A 17,038-nucleotide genomic window follows, 5' to 3' on the forward strand; every position below is an offset into this window, starting at 1 on the left:
ATGCGGGGAAAACCGGTGCCACGGCCTAGTTGTAGGCGGATCCTGCCCCCGGCCGCGGGACCGCGAACGGCACGACGGCCACTGTTACGTTGTCGTGGCCGCCGCCGTCCAGGGCGTGGCCGACCAGCACCTGGGCGCTGTGCAGCGGCCGTTCGGCGGCGTCCGCGGGCACGGCCCCGGCCATCTCCTCGGCGCCCTCCGCGTAGTTCCACAGCCCGTCGGTGCAGACCACGACCACACCGGAGCGGTCCGGCTTGAACGCGGCGGTGTGCGGCTCCAGTTCGTAGGCGTCGGCGCCCAGCCAGCCGGTGATGGCGTGCGCCCGCTCGTCCGCGTACGCGTCGGCCTCGCTCATCAGGCCCGCCGCCACCATCTGCGCGGCCCAGGAGTCGTCCTCGGTGAGCCGGGCGGGCGGGGTCGTACGGTCGTCGGGCACCCAGTAGGCGCGGCTGTCGCCGACCCAGCCGACCACCAGCAGGCCGCCCGCGGCGATGGCGCCGACCAGGGTGCAGGCCGGTGCGTTCTGATGGCGCTGGGGGTCCTGCTCCGGCCCCGAATCGGTCTGCCCGGCCAGGGAGTTGACCGCATCGGCGGCGGCCACGATCGCCTCGTGCATGGCCTGCTGGGGATGCGTGCCCTGGGGCAGCGCCTGGAGCAGCGACTCGTTGGCGCGGGCCGCCGCCGCGGCCGAGGCCTCGTCGGGGCGGGTCGCGGAGGAGACGCCGTCGCAGACGATCGCGACGACGGCGGGGGAGCCGTCGGGCAGCGCGGTGGTGGACACCGCGAACGCGTCCTCGTTGCGGTGGTGGCGCAGCCCCCGGTCGCTGACCGCCGCCACCGGACCGAGCTCCTGCTCCATGTGGTCGCGCTCGCGCGGCTGGGCGTGCCCGCAGTTCTCGCAGTACCCGTCGTCGTCGACCCGCCCGGCCCGGCAGGCCACACAGACCTTCAGGGGCGTGCTGACGTGGGTGGCCCGGTCGTCGAGGGCGGACGGGTCGGCCGTACGGGGGTCCGGCGCGGGCAGCGGGTACTCCTCCGGCTCGGGCTCGGGTTCGCCGCCGGGCCCGTCGTGCCGGACGTTCCCGGGCAGCGGGGAGCCGCCCGAGTCGGTGCCGGGCAGATCGGTGGGCAGGAGCACCGGGGCCGCCGCCGGGCCCTCCGCCGTACGGGCGGCGGGCCACGCCTCACCCGCCACGGGGCTGCCCAGGACCACCGTCGGGCTGTCCGTCGCGGCCACGGGCGCGGCCGACAGGTCGTACCCGCAGGCCCCGCAGTACCGGTCGCCCGACTCCAGCGGCTCGTGGCAGCCGGGGCACGTCCCGGTTGCCGGCTGGTGCATCTGCGCCATCAATCACACCCACGTCCGGGGGCGGAAGCGGTTGGCCCGCTCCACCAGTTCGATCCGCTCCTCGCCGCTGCCGGCGAGCCGGGCGAGCACCCGGTACGAACGCTCCAGGCCGAAGCGCAGGCCTCGTTCGTCCAGCTCGCTGCCGAGAAGTATGGCCCCGCCGCCCGGGCCGTCGCCGGGCCGCCCGCCCTCACCGGGGGCGCCCCGGCTTCCGGAGAGTACCCAGTCGAGCGCGGTACCGAGGACCTCGGTGGCCAGCCGCTCGCGGCGCACCGCGTCCAGGCCCAGCTGCTGGAGCGCCTCCACCTGGTCCGCCGCGGCCCGCAGATCGGCCAGCAGCGCGTCACCCGGGGCGCGCCGGCGCAGCCTCGCCCGGACGGCGGCGACCCGGGCCGCCGTGTAGTGGATGGAGGCCTCCGGCACCGACTCCAGGGTGGCCACGGCCGCCTCGCGCTCCCCGGCGGCCAGTTGGACCCGGGCCAGGCCGAAGGCGGCGCTCACATAACTCGGGTCCGTCGTCCACACCAGCCGGTAGTACTCGGCGGCGTTGTCGAGCTGGCCCAGCACCTCCGCGCACACACCGAGCGCCAGCTTGGGCGTCGGCTCACCCGGGAACGCGTCGTAGACGGCGTCGAAGGAGAGTGCGGCGTTCTCGTGGTCGCCGGAGACCAGCGAGGCCACGCCCCGGTACCAGACGACCCGCCAGTCGTCGGGGTGGTCGGCCTCCAGGGATTCCAGGCCCCGGGCCGCCGAGAGGAGTTCGCCGAGGTCGAGCCGGGCGCGCAGCTCGCGCAGCCGCTTCTCCACCGAGTTGGCGGGCGCGGTGCGCAGCGCGGCGATCAGCTCGGCGGGCGCGGCGCCCATCAGACCGGCCAGGAAGCCCGCGTTGGGGTCGCCCGGGTCCACGTGCGGCACCGGCAGCGCCAGCGCGGTGGCGGGCGCGTCGAGCGGGCGCAGATAGCCGTCGCCGTCCGCTCTCCCGCCGTACGGGGCCGGGGCGCCGCCGGAGCGGGGCGCGGGGACGAGGGCGGTGTGCGCGGGTGCGCCGCCCGGCACCGCGGCGCCCGTGCCGGGGGCGGGGTGCGGCGCGGCGGTGACGGTCGGGCCCGCCACGGCGACGGGCACCGCGCCCCCGCCCGTGTGGACCACGGCGGAGGGGGCGCCGACCGGCGCCGGGGAGCCGTTGGCACCGGAGCGCGCCGCGCGTCCGCGCGTCCACCGGCTCCGCGGCACCGCTCTGGCCCCCAGCGCCGAGACCTCGCCGGTGAGCTCCGCGAACAACGTCGTGTCGGTGACCCGCAGTTCGGTGCCGAAGAGCGTGGACAGGGCGGGGCGGGGGCGGCCGGTCTGGAGCGCCACGACCTCCCGCAGCACCCCGGTCAGCTGCTCGGCCATCTCCTGCGCGGAGGCGAACCGGCGCGCCGGGTCGGGGTCGGTGGCGCGCACGAGGAACCGGTAGAACGACTCGTACGTCCGGAAGACCTCGATGTGGTCCGGGTCCGGCAGGCTGTCCGCGAAGACGTTGGTGTAGCCCTGGAAGTCGAAGGTGAGCACCGCGAGGGTGCGCGCGACCGTGTAGAGGTCGGAGGCGACCGAGGGGCCGGCCTCGGCGACCTCGGGGGCCTGGTAGCCGACCGTGCCGTAGATGGCCGACTCGTCGTCGTCCATCCGGCGGACCGCGCCCATGTCGATCAGCTTGAGCTGGTCCTCGGTCTGGATCGCGTTGTCGACCTTGAAGTCGCAGTAGAGCAGGTTGCGGCTGTGCAGATGACCGAGCGCCTCCAGGGCCTCGATCCCGTACGCGCAGGCCTGCTCGACGGGGAGCGGGTCGCGCTTGCCCTCCGGGCCGCGCCGCTCGTTGGCGATCTCCTTGAGTGACTTGCCGCCCACGTACTCCATGACGATGTAGCCGTCCATGGAGCCGGTGCGCTGGTCGAGGTGCTCCACGAAGTTGTAGATGCGCACGATGTTGGAGTGCTCGATCTCCGCGAGGAAGCGGCGCTCGGAGATCGCCGCCGCCATCGCGTCCTGGTCGCCGGTGTCGAGCAGGCCCTTGAGGACCACCCAGCGGTCGGAGACGGCGCGGTCCACGGCGAGGTAGACCCAGCCGAGGCCGCCGTGCGCCAGACAGCCCACCACCTCGTACTGACCGTGCACGATGTCGCCGCGGTGCAGCTTGGGCACGAACGAGTACGGGTGGCCGCACTTGGTGCAGAAGCCCTCGGTGCGCCCGGCCCGCTCCCCGCGCGAGCGGCCGACCGGCGCCCCGCAGTCCGCACGCGAGCAGAAACGCTTCCTCTCGGGGACCTCAGGGTGCTCCATCACGGCCGTGGCCGGATCGGGGCGCGGCACTCCCGGCACGCTCACCAGCCCCGCCCCGAGCCTGCTGCGCCCGGAGGCGCCGGTCGCCGGGCCCGAGCTGCGCACCGAGACCGAGCGGGCGCTGCCCGACCCCGTCAGCGAGCGCGACAGACGTCCCGACACCGACCGCCGGGACGTGGCGGAGCGCGAGGAGGAGCGGGACGAGGCGGAGGAGCGCGCGGAACGGGCGGAGGAGGAGCCGCCGCTTTCGCGGGCGCCCGCGGCGATCCCCGTCGCGGGCGAGGCGATGGCCCCGTTCACCGACACCACCGGCGCCAGACCGCAGGTGTCGCAGTACAGCTCGCCGCCGCCCATGTCCTCGTAGGAGCCCTCGCAGCCGGGGCGCTGGCACTTCTTCTGGTCGCTCACGATTCCCCCCTCTGGTCGACGGGCCCGGGCTGCCGGGGAACCAGCGCCTCGGCCGCCGCCTGCTGGTACCGCAGCACCGCCTGCTCGGCGACGCGCAGATCGCAGGGCGCGGACCACAGCATCCGGCGCGCCGCGTCGTACCGTTCGACGAGCAGCGGGTCCTCGGCCATGCCGTGCCGGGCGACCTTCGCCTTGTAGGCGTCGAGCCGGCCGCGCAGCTCCGCGCGGACCGCCAGCGGCGCGGTGACGGCCGTCAGCGACTCCCGCGCGCGCAGCAATTCGTCCTCCGCCTCGCGCTCCAGGGACTCCAGGAGCGGGGAGAGCCGGTGCCACTGGGCGTGTCTGCGGTACTCGGCGGCGGCCACCAGGCGCTCCTGGAGCCGGGTCGGCGGGCCGCTCACCGCGGGCACCTCGGACGCGGCGATCTTCGCCAGCACCTCACCGCGCGCCGCCCGCGCCTCGGTGAGGGTGCGGTCCGCCCGGGAGAGCACGTCCCGCAGCCGCACCAGCCGCTGTTCGGCGTCCTGGCGGACCGTCAGCACCGCGTCGATCTCCCGGCGTACGTCCTCCAGGGCCCGGGCGGCCCGGTCGTAGCGCTCGGTGTCCGGGCGCCCGCCGCCGGGCGCGGAGCTGCCGGGGGCGGGCACCCAGAACGCCAGCGGGTCCGACACCACCTGCGCCCGCAGCGACGCCAGCTCCTCGGTGATCGACTCCAGGTCGTCGCCGGCCGGGTGCTCCCCGGGGCGCACGCCCACCGAGTGGGCCAGCCCCCGGGTGCGGTGCAGCTCCGCGGCCAGGAGGTCTATCCGGGCGGGCAGCGCCGACCACACCGCGTCGGCCGCGACGACCAGGTCGAGCGAGCGCGCGTACAGCTCGTTCATCCGGTTCACCAGCTGCTCCAGGGTGAACCGCTCGGTCAGCCGTGCGGGGCCGGTCAGCGACGCGGCCTGGGAGGCGGCGCCGGCGACCGTGACCGACTCGCCGCGCAGCCGCTCGGTCAGCTCCACCAGGTCCTCGCGGGAGGGCCAGCGGCGCCGCTCGCGCAGCTCACGGGCGTCGTCCAGGGCCGCCTTGTACGCGTCGAAGTACGCCCACAGCACGGTGATCGACTGCTCGGCCGACGCCCAGCGCTCGCGGGTGACCCCGGTCAGTTCGGCGCCCTCCAGCAGCCGCCGTCCCGCGTGGTCCTGGAGGGCGAGCAGCGAGGTCTCGATCGCCTCGTGCTCGGCGTCGAGCCGGGCCAGCGCGCGGTCCACCTCGTCCCGGTCGAGCACCGGCCGGACGGGCCTCCCCGAGGAGGAGCCGGGGAAGGATCCCGCGCCCATCGATCACCTCTCTGCTCTGCGTGTGTCTGTGCGGTCGTGCCGTGCCGGGCCAAGCCGGGCGCTATGAACGGTACTTGGGCTCGGGCGGGCCCGATATCCCGGGCAGGTCGGCGGCGAGCCACTGGCGGTAGGCCTTCATCCACGGGCTGTTGTCGCCGCCGCTGCGGTAGTCCACCAGGACCTGGTTGATCCGCCGGACCAGGTCGGTGTTCTCCAGCTTGGTGGCCACCCCGTAGTACTCCTTGGTGAACGGGGCGCCCATGAGCCGGACCGCCGGGTCCTGGGCCGCCTGGCTCGCGGCGAGCGCGCTGTCCGTCACCACCGCGTCGGCCTGGCCGAGCTGGAGGCGCACCAGGCAGTCCAGCTGGTTGGGGACGGTCAGGTCCTTGTAGACGGCCCCGTGCGAGTCCTTCTCCAGGGCGTCGAACGCGGTCGAGCCGGCCGCGACGCAGATCTTCCGGCCCTTCAGCGTGTCGTTGTAGCCGGTGATCCCCGACCCGTCCGGCGCGAGCACCTGCTGACCCGCCTGGAAGTACGCCGAGGAGAAGGCGACCTGGCCGATCCGCTTGCAGTTGATGGTCATCGTCCGTACGACGACGTCGACCTGGCCGCTCTGCAGGGCCGTGATGCGCTGGCTGGTGGGGATGGCGCGGTAGACGACCGCGTCCGGGTCGCCCAGGATGTTCTTGGCGATCGCCCGCACCAGCTCGATGTCGAACCCTTCGAGCTTTCCGTCCACCGGATTGCGGTAGCCCCAGCGGAAGCTGTTCTGGTCGACGCCCGCGACCAGCTTCCCGGCCCTCTTGATCCGGTCGATGCTCGGTCCGCCGTCGGAGGACGGGGGCAGGCTCGCCTCGGGGTCGACGCAGGTGTCGGCCTTGGCCTGGAGGCCGCTCGCCACCCCGGGACCGCCGGTCCGCACCCCGTCGCCGCCCGTCTCGTGCCGCGCCAGCGGGAGCAGCAGGGAAGCGGCGGCGGCGCAGGCGAGCGCCATCGCGCCGACGCCGCCCCACCCGCGGAGCCTGCCGTTCCTGTTCATCGCGCCTCCTGCCGGGGCCGCTGTGCCTCCGGGGCCGGTGTTCCCCTGAATCCCACGGTGCTCACCTGTACTCCGCGAGCCTGCGGCTGACGCCCACGCCCGCCGCCGCCGCGCCCAGCACCGCCAGCACCGCGGCGCCCAGCGGAAGCCCGGCCAGCGCCCCCTTGCCGTCGGACGCGGCCCGGGTGAACTCGCGCTGCTCGTGCCCGATCGCCTTCTCCAGGGCCGCGTCGACCCGGTCGAAGGACTGGCCGGTGGAGCCGGACGCGCCGATGACCTGATCGAGCGCGTCGCCGTAGTCGCCGGCGGTGTCGGTCCGGTGCGCCTTGTCGTGCCGCTGCTGCCACTCGGTGACGCTGCTGCGCGCCTCCTCGACCGGGGTGCGCCCAGCGCTGTCGTCGGCGAGCCGCCCGGCCGAGCCGAGCTGGTCCACGAGCTCTTTCATCTCCGCCTTGTAGTCCGCGTCGTACTTGTCCTCCTTGCCGTCCTCGGTCAGGACGGCCCCGCGCGCCACCAGCGTCAGGTTCTCGTTGGCGCGGGCCTGGAGGGAGTTGATCCGGGCGTCGTTGAGCACCTTCAGCGACTCCTGTCCGTGCGAGCGCGAGGTCGACAGGTCGGCGGCGGCCACCGCGTGCCCGGCGACCAGCCACAGCAGGACGACCAGCGAGGCCGCGCTGCCCGCGAGCAGCCCGTGGTTGAGGACCCGGTTGGTGCGCCGGTAGGTGCGCCGCTGGGCCCAGAAGAGGGCGCCGAGCGCCACCGCGCCGACCGCCAGCGCCGCGTACGGCCAGGTCTCCGCCTGGTCGTAGTCGTGGTAGAGCCGGCCGGTCTCCGCCTCGTAGAGCTCCTGGGCGGCGGGCAATAGATGCTTGGTCATCTGCTCGTTCGCGTACCGCAGATAGGCGCCGCCGACCGGGAAGCCCTGGCGGTTGTTGGCGCGGGCCTGCTCGATCAGGCCGTTGTAGACCGGCAGTTGCTCGTTGAGCGCGGCTATCGCGCGGCCGGAGTCGGAGCTGCCCGTGGTGTTGGCCGCGGCCTTCACCAGCAGGCGGGAGGCGGTCGCGATGTCCGACTCGTACCGCAGGCGGACAGCGCGGGGCTCCTTGGCGCCCGAGAGGAAGCCGCTGGCAGCCGCCGTGTCCGCGTCGGCCAGCGAGCGGTAGATGGAGGCCGCGTCGGCGCTCAACGGCTGGCTGCGGCTCACCACGTCGTCGGCCGCCGCCGCCCGGTCGGTGACCTCCCAGGCCGTCACCGCGCCGAACGCCACCACCAGCAGCGCGACCACCGCGGCGATGATCCACAGCCGTCCCGGCTCGGTCGTCGCGGCGGCGCGCACCCGCTCCCGGGCCACGGCCCAGCCGCCCCGGCGGGGCGCGGGCGCCGGAGCCGGCGCCGCCACCGGTGTCCGCGGTGCGTGTGTGCTCGGCGGGTGTGCCACTTGACCTCCCCCTGGGTCACCGAGTGCCTGGCCAGCAGTATGGATGCAGGGACCGACCACCACACAAGGGTTGACCTGATCTTGTTACCCGCTTGCTCCGCCGCTGCCCCCGCTGCCTCCCCACCATGTATACGCCGCACGCCGCGGATCGGTTCCCCTCGGCGCGACCGGATGCGAGGGCGCCGCGCGCGCGTCCTCGCGCACGCCCCTCGCTCCTACGCGTGCGCCCCCGGCCGCTCCCGCGCCCGGACCGTCCCGCGGCCCGCCACCGGACCCGTCCTCACGCCCCGGCGTACTGTCCGCGCAGCCGCTCGAACACCTCCGGGGAGGCCCCCACCGCGTCCAGGCCGAGCAGACCCGCCCCCAGTACCGGTGAGGCCGCCACCACCAGCGGGACCGCCTTGGGCGCCCGGGCCGCCAGCAAGGTACGTACCCCGTCGTCCAGTTGGGGATGGCGGGCCGCCAGGACGCTGCCGCCGAGCAGGACCGGCGTCTCCTCGTCGAGCAGGTCCAGGCGCTCCAGGGCGACCACGGCCAGCGCCACGATTTCCTGGGCCTGGCGGTCCACCAGCGACCGGGCCACCGGGTCCCCGGCCGCCGCCACCGCGAAGAGCACCGGCGCCAGTTCGTGGCGGCGGGCGGGCGCCACGTGCTCCAGGTGGAGCGCCTCGATCAGCGCGTACACGGACGCCAGTCCGAAGTGCTCCGGCAGCGCCCGGGCCAGCGCGGTGGGTCCGCCCCGCCCGTCCTCGGCGCGCGCGGCGAACCACAGGGCCTCCTCGGCGAGGCCGCCGCCCCCGCCCCAGTCCCCGGAGATCTTGCCGAGCGCGGGGAAGCGGGCGGTGCGGCCGTCCGGGGTCATCCCGACGCAGTTGATCCCCGCCCCGCACACCACCGCGACCCCGCGCGGCTCGGCGCCCCGCGGCAGCCCGGCCCGCAGGATCGCGAAGGTGTCGTTGTGGACCCGGACCGAGCCGCCCCAGCCCCGGGCCGCCAGGGCCTCGGTCAACTGGCGCTCCTCCACCGGCAGGTCGGCGTTGGCCAGACACGCCGAGACGTGGTCGACCGCCACCGCGCCGGCGTTCCCCGCCGCCGCCCAGGCCTGGTCCACCGCGTCCGCCAGCCCGTCCACCGCCGTCTCCACCCCCACCGCCGGCGGACGGAAGCCGCCGCCCCGGGCGGTCCCCAGGACCGTGCCGTCGGGGCCGATCAGGGCGACGTCGGTCTTGCTGTTGCCGGCGTCGATCGCCAGCACGCTCATGCCCACGCGAGGTGCTCCCGGTTGTGCGCGACGAGCCGGTCGGTGAGGCCGTCGGCCAGCGCGTACTGACCGACCAGCGGGTGGGCGAGCAGCGCCCGGAACACCCGTTCGCGCCCCCCGCGCAGCGCCGCCTCCAGGGCCAGGTCCTCGTACGCCGTGACATGGGCGATCAGCCCCGCGTACAGCGGGTCGAGCTCCGGCACGGCCAGCGGCACCGGGCCGTCCGCGCCGACCCGCGCCTGCACCTCGATCACCGCGTCGTCGGCGAGGAAGGGCAGGGTGCCGTTGTTGCGGGTGTTGACCACCTGTACCGGGCTGCCGCCGTCGCCGAGCAGCGAGGCGGCCAGGTCCACGGCGGCCTCCGAGTAGAAGGCGCCGCCGCGCCGGGCCAGCAGCTCCGGCTTCTCGTCGAGCGCCGGGTCCCCGTACATCGTCAGCAACTGCCGTTCCATCTCGGCGACTTCGGACGCCCGGGACGGCTTGGTGCCCAGCTCCCGTACGACCTCGTCGTGTGCGTAGTAGTAGCGCAGATAGTACGAGGGCACGACACCGAGCCGGTCGAGGACCTGCCGGGGCAGGCGCAGGTCGTCCGCCACCGCGTCCCCGTGCTCGGCGAGCAGCTTGGGCAGCACGTTCTCCCCGTCGGGGCCGCCCAGGCGCACCCCGAGCTCCCAGGTGAGGTGGTTGAGCCCCACGTGGTCCAGGTGGACCTGGCCGGGCGCGGCGCCGAGCAGCGCGGCGAACTTGCGCTGGAAGCCGATGGCCACGTTGCAGAGCCCGACCGCCTTGTGGCCGGCCTGGAGCAGCGCGCGCGTGACGATGCCCACCGGGTTGGTGAAGTCGATGATCCAGGCGTCGGGGTTGGCGCGCCGCACCCGCTCGGCGATGTCCAGGACCACCGGGACGGTCCGCAGCGCCTTGGCGAGACCGCCCGCCCCGGTCGTCTCCTGGCCCACGCAGCCGCACTCCAGCGGCCAGGTCTCGTCCTGTTCGCGGGCCGCCTGGCCGCCGACGCGCAGCTGGAGCAGGACCGCGTCGGCGTCCGCGACGCCCGCGTCCAGGTCGGAGGTGGTGGTGATGGTGCCCGGGTGGCCCTGCCGGGCGAAGATGCGCCGGGCGAGGCCGCCGACCAGCTCCAGGCGGTCGGCGGCCGGGTCGACCAGGACCAGTTCCTCGATGGGCAGGGTGTCCCGCAGCCGGGCGAATCCGTCGATGAGTTCGGGGGTGTAGGTCGATCCTCCGCCGACCACGGTGAGCTTCATTTCTCTAGCCCTTCACTCCGGTGAGCGTGACACCCTCGACGAACGCCTTCTGCGCGAAGAAGAACACGAGGATCACGGGGGCCATGACCAGTACGGTCGCGGCCATGGTCAGGTTCCAGTCGGTGTGGTGCGCGCCCTTGAAGGACTCCAGGCCGTAACTGAGCGTCCAGGCGCCGGGGTTCTCCGAGGCGTAGATCTGCGGCCCGAAGTAGTCGTTCCAGGCGTAGAAGAACTGGAAGAGGGCCACCGCGGCGATGCCCGGCCTGGCCATCGGCAGCACGACCCGCAGCAGGGTCCGCAGCTCTCCGCAGCCGTCCACCCTGGCCGCGTCCAGGTACTCGTTCGGGATGGTCATCAGGAACTGCCGCAGCAGGAAGATGGAGAACGCGTCGCCGAACGCCATCGGGATGATCAGCGGCCACAGCGTGCCGGACAGGTCGAGCTGCTTCGCCCAGAACAGGTACATCGGAATGATGATCACCTGTGGCGGCAGCATCATCATCGAGATGACCAGCATCATCGACAGATTGCGGCCCCGGAAGCGGAACTTGGCGAGCGCGTAGGCCACCGGGACGGACGACACCACGGTCAGGACGGTGCCGAGCCCGGCGTAGAGCAGGGTGTTGCGCCACCAGGTGAGGAAGCCGGGGGTGTCGAACACCTTCCTGTAGTTGGACCACTGCCAGTGGTCGGGGATCAGGTCCCGGGTCAGCGTCTGCTGGTCGTCCATCAGGGAGGTGAGCACGATGAAGACGAACGGCAGCACGAAGAAGAGGGCCGCCGCGACCCCGAGGGCGTGTACGCCGATCCAGTGCAGGAGCGCCTTGCGGCGGGCCGTGCGGGCCGCCGGGGTCGTCGTCACCGGGGCGTCGAGTGGGTACGTCATGTCGGCCATCGGCTAGTCACCTGCCTGGATCAGTCCGCCACGGCGCCGCATGAGCAGGGCGGTGAACGCCATGGAGAGGGCGAAGAGGACCAGGGCGACCACACAGGCGGAGCCGTAGTCGAAGCGCTGGAAACCGAGGTTGTAGACCAGCTGGGGAAGGGTCAGCGTCGACTTGTCCGGGTAACCGGGCTCGAACTGCTGGCCGGAGCTGCCGATGATCCCCGAGGCGACCTTTCCGGCCACCAGCGGCTGGGTGTAGTACTGCATGGTCTGGATGATCCCGGTGACCACCGCGAACATCACGATGGGCGAGATGTTGGGCAGCGTCACGAACCGGAACCGCTGCCAGGACGAGGCCCCGTCCAGCTCGGCCGCCTCGTACTGCTCCCTCGGCACGTCCAGCAGCGCGGCCATGAAGATCACCATCAGGTCGCCGACGCCCCACACCGCCAGCATGGTCAGCGCCGGCTTGGACCAGGTGGGGTCGGTGAACCAGGCGGGTGCCGGGACGCCCAGGTCGGACAGGACCGAGTTGACCGGGCCCGTACCGGGGTTGAGCAGGAAGACGAAGGCGAGGGTGGCGGCGACGGGCGGCGCGAGGTAGGGCAGGTAGAAGAGCGTCCGGAAGACCCCGGTGCCCGTCTTGATCCTGGTGATCAGCAGCCCGATGCCGAGCCCGAAGACGACCCGGCAGGCCACCATCACCACCACCAGCCACAGCGTGTTGCGCAGCGCGGGCCAGAAGAGCGGGTAGTCGTTGAAGACGTACGACCAGTTCCTGAGCCCGTTGAAGGTGGGGTCGGCGAACCCGTCGTAGTGGGTGAAGGAGAAGTAGACGGTGGAGATCAGCGGGTAGGCGAAGAAGACGCCGAAGCCGATCAGCCAGGGGGACATGAAGGCGGCCGTCCGCAGGGCCGCCCGGCGGCGCTTGGCGCGCAGGGTGTACGTCGTCATGGGGTGCTCCGCGGCGCTCGTCGGACCCGGCCTACTTGGCCTGGTCGATCGCCTTGTCGATCTCCGCGGCGGTCTTCTCCAGACCGGCCCGGACGTCGCTCTGCCTGCCCTTCTCCACGTCGTAGCCGAGGTTCTGGATCGACACCAGGTACTGGCCGCCGTTGACCGAGGCCGGGCTGGTCGTGGAGGCGGGGTTCTGCGCGATGTCCAGGAACGTCTTGAACCGCGGGTCGTACTTGAGGTTCGGGGACCGGAGCGCCTCCATCGTGGAGGGCACGTTGTGGATGGCGTTGGCGAAGTTCACCACCGCCTCGGTGTCGGTGGTCATGTACTTCACCAGCTCCCAGGCGGCGTTCTGCTTGCCGGAGGTGGCGGCGATCCCGGCGATGGTGCCGGTGATGTACCCCTTGCCGTAACCGTCGGCCCGGTCGTCCGGCACCGGCAGCGGGGCGACCCCGATCTCGAACTTCGGCTTGGCGTCCTCGGCCATCCCCAGCCGCCACTCGCCGTCCATCTGCATGGCGACCTGCCCCAGGTGGAAGGGGTGCTTGGCGCCGAACTCGTCACCGAAGCCCGAGCGGAACTTCTCCAGCTTCTGGAAGCCCCCCAGGTCGTCCACCAGCTGCTTCTGGAAGGCGAGCCCCTGGGCGAAGGCCGGGTCCTTGGCGATGTTCGACTTGCCGCTGGAGTCGAAGTACGTGGGCGACCACTGCGCGATGTAGTGCTCGGTCGTCGACTCGTAGCCGTGGTAGTCGGGCATGAACCCGAGCTGCTCGTACGAGTCGCCCTTCGTCTTCGTCAGCTTCTTGGCGTCGGCGGCGAACTCGCTCCACGTCCGGGGCGGCGCGGTGATCCCGGCGGCCGTGAAGGCGTCCTTGTTGTAGTACAGCGCGTAGGCGTCGCCGAGCAGCGGGAGCGTGCAGCGCCTCCCCTCGAACTGCGTGTACTCGTTCATCGCCTTCGGGAAGGTCTTCGCCGGGTCGATCCCGTCCTTCTTGAGGAAGGGCGCGAGGTCGACGAAGGCGCGGGAGGAGCAGAACTTGCCGACGTTGTTGGTGGTGAAGGAGGAGACCACGTCCGGCGCGTTCGAACCGCCCGCGCGCAGCGCCTGGTTGATCTTGTCGTCGTTGATGTTGCCGACGACCTTCACATGGATGTTGGGGTGCGCCTTCTGGAAGGCGTCGACGTTGGCCTGGATCGCCTTGACCTCCTCGGGGGCGCTCCAGCCGTGCCAGAAGGTGATCGTCGTCTCCTTGGAGGCGTCGTCCTCGGCGGAGGAGGAGCTCTGGCCCGTACAGGCGGAGGCGAACAGGGCGATGGAGGCGGTCACGGCGAGGGCGGCGGCCGATGTGCGGCGGCCTGGGCTGTTTCCGGACATGGCGAAGTCTCCCGGGGCAGGGGCTGGGAAAGGGGGTGTGCGGATGTACGGAGGTGCGTCGGGGGTGGCGGGGGGTCAGCGCGAGGTGTCGAAGACCTCGTCGCGGGTGGCGGCGAGGGCGCTCTCCAACGCGCCGCGCAGGACGGGGTGGTGGCGCACCTCGCCGATGACGAGCCGCGGCCGGGAGGCGGCGAGCTCGCCCAGCTCGTGCTGGACCAGGGCGCGCAGGGGCTCGCCCCCGGCCGAGATCAGGGCGCCGGAGAGGACCACCAGCTCGGGGTCGAGCACGGCGACCAGGGAGGCGAGACCGGTGGCCAGACCGGTGGCGAAGGTCTCCAGGAGTGTGCGGTAGGGCCCGCTCTCCCGCTCCCGTACGGCCTCGGCGGCGCGGGCGACCAGGGCGGCGGCGGCCTCGGTGGACGGGCCGCCGGGGATGTCGGCGACACCGAGCTCCCGGGCGAGGCGCGGGACCACCTGCCCGCCGGCCAGCTCCTGGAAGCCGCCGGAGTTCGCCTTGGTGACGTGCCGCACCAGCGGGGCGCCCGGCACCGGCAGGAAGCCGACCTCGCCCGCGCCGCCGGTGAACCCGCGGTGCAGCCGGCCGCCGATGACGAGCGCGGCGCCGAGACCGCCCTCGTTCCACAGCAGGACGAAGTCGTCATGGCCGCGCGCGGCGCCGAGCCGCTGCTCCGCGATGGCCGCGAGGTTGACGTCGTTCTCGTACTCGACCGGCATGGGCAGCGCCGCCGCGAGCTCGTCGAGGAGGGTGGGGGAGTGCCAGCCGGGCAGATGGGAGGCGTACCGCAGCCGTCCGGTGCCGGGGTCGAAGGCGCCGGGCGTGCCGATGACGACGCGGTGCAGATCGGCGCGGACGAGGTCGGCGGCCTTCACGGCCCCGTCCAGCGCGTCGGTGACCTGGCGCACCACCGACTCGCCGGTCCGGCGCCCCGGGGTGCGCACCTCGAACTCCCCGACCACGTCCCCGGCGACGTCCGCGACGGCGGCGCGGATGCGCTCGGGGGTGACATCGAGCCCGGCGACGTGCGCGGCGCGGGCGTTGACCGCGTACAGCTGCGCGTTGGGTCCGGGCCGCCCCTCGGTGGTCCCGGTCGCCACGACCAGCCCGGCCGCCTCCAGCCGCGCCAGCAGCTGCGAGGCGGTCGGCTTGGAGAGCCCGGTGAGCTTCCCGATCCGGGTACGGGACAGGGGCCCGTGCTCCAGCAGCAGATCGAGCGCGGCACGGTCGTTCATGGCGCGGAGTACGCGCGGCGTTCCCGGGGTAGTACCGGCCACGGCGGCTGCACCTGCCCTTCGGCTCTGAGAAGGCTCTTACTCTCCCACATCACTGTTAGGAAAGTTTCCTATCTGATGGGAGGAAAGTAGGCCGCTGGTCCGGGGGGCGTCAATGGGGTGAACGGCGGGGGCTACCAAAGCGTTACCTCGGCGGCCGGCCGCCACGGGCGGCCCCGCACACGGCGAAGGGCGCCCCCGCCGCTGACCGGCCGGGGCGCCCTTCGCGCGCCACTACTTCGCCAGACCCTGCCCCGGCGGTATCGGCGCCGTGGCCAGGGACTGCGGGGACGTGGGGTTGTTCAGGGCCGACGGGGCGGCCACCCCGGCGGACGGGTCCGCGGCCGGGGCGTCCGGGTCCGCCGCCGGCGCACCCCCCACGATCCGGATTCCCGCCGCGTCCAGGGACCGCTTGATGCGCCAGCGCAGTTCGCGCTCCACGCCCAGCGCCTTGCCCGGCATCGTCTTCGCCGAGACGCGGATCACCATCGAGTCCAGCAGCACCTCGTCGAGACCGAGGACCTCCACCGGGCCCCACAGCCGCTCGTTCCACGGCTCGTCCTTGGCCATGGACTCGGCCGCCTCCGTGATGGCCGCACGGACCTGCTCAAGGTCCTCCGTCGGGCGGACCTGTACGTCGACGGCGGCCGTGGCCCAGCCCTGGCTGAGGTTGCCGATGCGCTTGATCTCACCGTTGCGCACGTACCAGATCTCGCCGTTGTCGCCGCGCAGCTTCGTCACGCGCAGCCCGACCTCGACCACCTCGCCCGAGGCCACGCCCGCGTCGATCGAGTCGCCGACCCCGTACTGGTCCTCCAGGATCATGAAGACGCCGGAGAGGAAGTCGGTGACGAGGTTGCGCGCTCCGAAACCGATCGCCACACCCGCGACACCCGCCGAGGCGAGCAGCGGGGCCAGATCGATGTTGAGGACGCCCAGGACCATCAGGGCCGCGGTGCCCATGATCAGGAAGGACGCCACCGAGCGCAGCACCGAGCCGATGGCCTCCGAGCGCTGGCGGCGGCGCTCGGCGTTGACCAGGAGGCCGCCGAGCGCGGTCCCCTCCACCGCCTGGGCGCTGCGGTTCATCCGGTCGATGAGCTTGGTCAGCGCGCGGCGCACCAGCACCCGCAGCACCGACGCGATGATCACGATGAGCAGGATGCGCAGGCCGATGGCGAGCCATGTCGACCAGTTCTCCTCGACCCAGCCCGCGGCCTCGGTGGCCTGCTTCTGGGCGTCGTCGAGGGTGACCGGGGCGGTCGTCGGGCCGGCGGGATCTGACGGGGATCCGGCGGCCAGTACGGCGGGCCAGTGCACGGCGGGGTACCTCCAGGCATTGCGCTGCCGACAGTGCGACGGCAGACCAACCACACTAACGGGGCAACCCGTGTGCTTCGGTGCCGTGTTCGAGACGGGCAGGACAGCGGGCCCGCGAGGCGGGGGAGTGTGGTCGAAAACACTTCAGGGCCGTTACCCGGACGTGGTGGCGCTCCGACCGGCCCTGAGGAGAGACTGAAGGCAGATCGTCCCGGCGCGAGCCACGCGCCGCCGGCGTACAAGGAGGCATCCACGTGCCGCACGTCCTGGTCCTCAACGCGTCGTACGAGCCCCTCGGCGTCGTACCGCTCCGCCGCGCGCTCGTCCTCGTGCTCGAAAACAAGGCAGTCTGCCTAGAGGAATCCGGCGCCTTCATGCACAGCGCGACCCGGGTCGTCCCCGCTCCCAGCGTGGTCCGGCTGAAGAGATTCGTACGGGTCCCCTACCGGGGGCCCGTCCCACTGACCCGCCGTGCGCTCTTCGCGCGTGACGGCGGGCGCTGTATGTACTGCGGTGGCGTCGCAACCAGCGTCGACCACGTGATCCCGCGCAGCCGCGGCGGTCAGCACGTCTGGGACAACGTGGTGGCGGCCTGCCGCCGCTGCAACCACGTCAAGGCCGACCGGCACCTGCTGGAGCTCGGCTGGCGCCTGCGCCACCAGCCCGCCCCGCCCAGCGGTCTGGCGTGGCGCATCATCGGCACGGGGCACCGGGACCCACGCTGGCTCCCGTACCTCCAACCGTTCGGCGCGGACGACGCCCTGGCCCGGATCGACGGCATCTCAGCCTGAGTCCGGGCCTTCGTCG

Annotated in this window: 13 protein-coding genes; 1 reads left to right on the forward strand and 12 read right to left on the reverse strand. The window is 73.1% G+C overall.

Going from position 1 to position 17,038, the window contains the following annotated elements; translation table 11 throughout:
• Positions 1-25: 25 nt before the first annotated feature.
• From ACZ5ID_RS16420 to ACZ5ID_RS16475, 12 genes are all read right to left on the reverse strand, one after another.
• On the reverse strand, positions 26-1,348 hold the full coding sequence (locus ACZ5ID_RS16420; RefSeq protein ID WP_468897886.1) for a PP2C family protein-serine/threonine phosphatase: 1,323 nt from the start codon (positions 1,346-1,348) through the stop codon (positions 26-28).
• Positions 1,349-1,351: 3 nt separating this feature from the next.
• Positions 1,352-4,024, reverse strand: coding sequence for a tetratricopeptide repeat protein (locus ACZ5ID_RS16425; RefSeq protein WP_468897991.1), 2,673 nt, complete (start codon positions 4,022-4,024; stop codon positions 1,352-1,354).
• Positions 4,025-4,074: 50 nt separating this feature from the next.
• Positions 4,075-5,403: a coiled-coil domain-containing protein gene (locus ACZ5ID_RS16430; RefSeq protein WP_468897888.1), complete on the reverse strand. Its 1,329-nt coding sequence runs from the start codon at positions 5,401-5,403 to the stop codon at positions 4,075-4,077.
• A gap of 61 nt (positions 5,404-5,464) precedes the next feature.
• Positions 5,465-6,442 carry a glutamate ABC transporter substrate-binding protein gene (locus ACZ5ID_RS16435; protein ID WP_468897890.1) on the reverse strand — a complete coding sequence of 326 codons (978 nt, stop codon included), beginning with the start codon at positions 6,440-6,442 and terminating at the stop codon, positions 5,465-5,467.
• Positions 6,443-6,503: 61 nt separating this feature from the next.
• A complete protein-coding gene (locus ACZ5ID_RS16440) occupies positions 6,504-7,880 on the reverse strand; it encodes a hypothetical protein (protein WP_468897892.1) in 1,377 nt (458 codons plus the stop codon).
• Between the two features lie 280 nt (positions 7,881-8,160).
• Positions 8,161-9,141, reverse strand: coding sequence for an N-acetylglucosamine kinase (locus ACZ5ID_RS16445; protein ID WP_468897993.1), 981 nt, complete (start codon positions 9,139-9,141; stop codon positions 8,161-8,163).
• Positions 9,138-10,403, reverse strand: a complete 1,266-nt coding sequence (locus ACZ5ID_RS16450; RefSeq protein ID WP_468897894.1) for a 6-phospho-beta-glucosidase — start codon at positions 10,401-10,403, stop codon at positions 9,138-9,140. Before ACZ5ID_RS16450 ends, ACZ5ID_RS16445 begins: the two co-directional genes overlap by 4 nt.
• Before the next feature lie 4 nt (positions 10,404-10,407).
• Positions 10,408-11,289 carry a carbohydrate ABC transporter permease gene (locus ACZ5ID_RS16455; RefSeq protein ID WP_468897896.1) on the reverse strand — a complete coding sequence of 294 codons (882 nt, stop codon included), beginning with the start codon at positions 11,287-11,289 and terminating at the stop codon, positions 10,408-10,410.
• Between the two features lie 12 nt (positions 11,290-11,301).
• Positions 11,302-12,243 (reverse strand): carbohydrate ABC transporter permease, encoded by a 942-nt coding sequence (locus ACZ5ID_RS16460; protein WP_468897898.1) that lies wholly within the window; start codon positions 12,241-12,243, stop codon positions 11,302-11,304.
• Positions 12,244-12,274: 31 nt separating this feature from the next.
• Entirely contained in the window at positions 12,275-13,621 is a 1,347-nt protein-coding gene (locus ACZ5ID_RS16465; RefSeq protein ID WP_468897900.1) for an ABC transporter substrate-binding protein, read from the reverse strand.
• A 75-nt stretch (positions 13,622-13,696) separates the two neighbouring features.
• Positions 13,697-14,914 (reverse strand): ROK family transcriptional regulator, encoded by a 1,218-nt coding sequence (locus tag ACZ5ID_RS16470; RefSeq protein WP_468897902.1) that lies wholly within the window; start codon positions 14,912-14,914, stop codon positions 13,697-13,699.
• A 231-nt stretch (positions 14,915-15,145) separates the two neighbouring features.
• Entirely contained in the window at positions 15,146-16,231 is a 1,086-nt protein-coding gene (locus tag ACZ5ID_RS16475; protein ID WP_468897905.1) for a mechanosensitive ion channel family protein, read from the reverse strand.
• A 254-nt stretch (positions 16,232-16,485) separates the two neighbouring features.
• On the opposite strand from ACZ5ID_RS16475, the gene ACZ5ID_RS16480 reads away from it, so the two are divergent.
• Positions 16,486-17,022: an HNH endonuclease gene (locus ACZ5ID_RS16480; RefSeq protein ID WP_283143448.1), complete on the forward strand. Its 537-nt coding sequence runs from the start codon at positions 16,486-16,488 to the stop codon at positions 17,020-17,022.
• Positions 17,023-17,038 lie beyond the last annotated feature (16 nt).

Source organism: Streptomyces sp. NPDC031670, from assembly GCF_055580545.1.

Bases quoted from the DNA above. Each gene is read 5' to 3' on its own strand.
- ACZ5ID_RS16455 (WP_468897896.1), bottom strand. From the start codon at position 11,289: ATGACGTACCCACTCGACGCCCCGGTGACGACGACCCCGGCGGCCCGC.
- ACZ5ID_RS16460 (WP_468897898.1), bottom strand. From the start codon at position 12,243: ATGACGACGTACACCCTGCGCGCCAAGCGCCGCCGGGCGGCCCTGCGG.
- ACZ5ID_RS16425 (WP_468897991.1), bottom strand. From the start codon at position 4,024: ATGGGCGGCGGCGAGCTGTACTGCGACACCTGCGGTCTGGCGCCGGTG.
- ACZ5ID_RS16430 (WP_468897888.1), bottom strand. From the start codon at position 5,403: ATGGGCGCGGGATCCTTCCCCGGCTCCTCCTCGGGGAGGCCCGTCCGG.
- ACZ5ID_RS16465 (WP_468897900.1), bottom strand. From the start codon at position 13,621: ATGTCCGGAAACAGCCCAGGCCGCCGCACATCGGCCGCCGCCCTCGCC.
- ACZ5ID_RS16420 (WP_468897886.1), bottom strand. From the start codon at position 1,348: ATGGCGCAGATGCACCAGCCGGCAACCGGGACGTGCCCCGGCTGCCAC.
- ACZ5ID_RS16445 (WP_468897993.1), bottom strand. From the start codon at position 9,141: ATGAGCGTGCTGGCGATCGACGCCGGCAACAGCAAGACCGACGTCGCC.
- ACZ5ID_RS16435 (WP_468897890.1), bottom strand. From the start codon at position 6,442: ATGAACAGGAACGGCAGGCTCCGCGGGTGGGGCGGCGTCGGCGCGATG.
- ACZ5ID_RS16450 (WP_468897894.1), bottom strand. From the start codon at position 10,403: ATGAAGCTCACCGTGGTCGGCGGAGGATCGACCTACACCCCCGAACTC.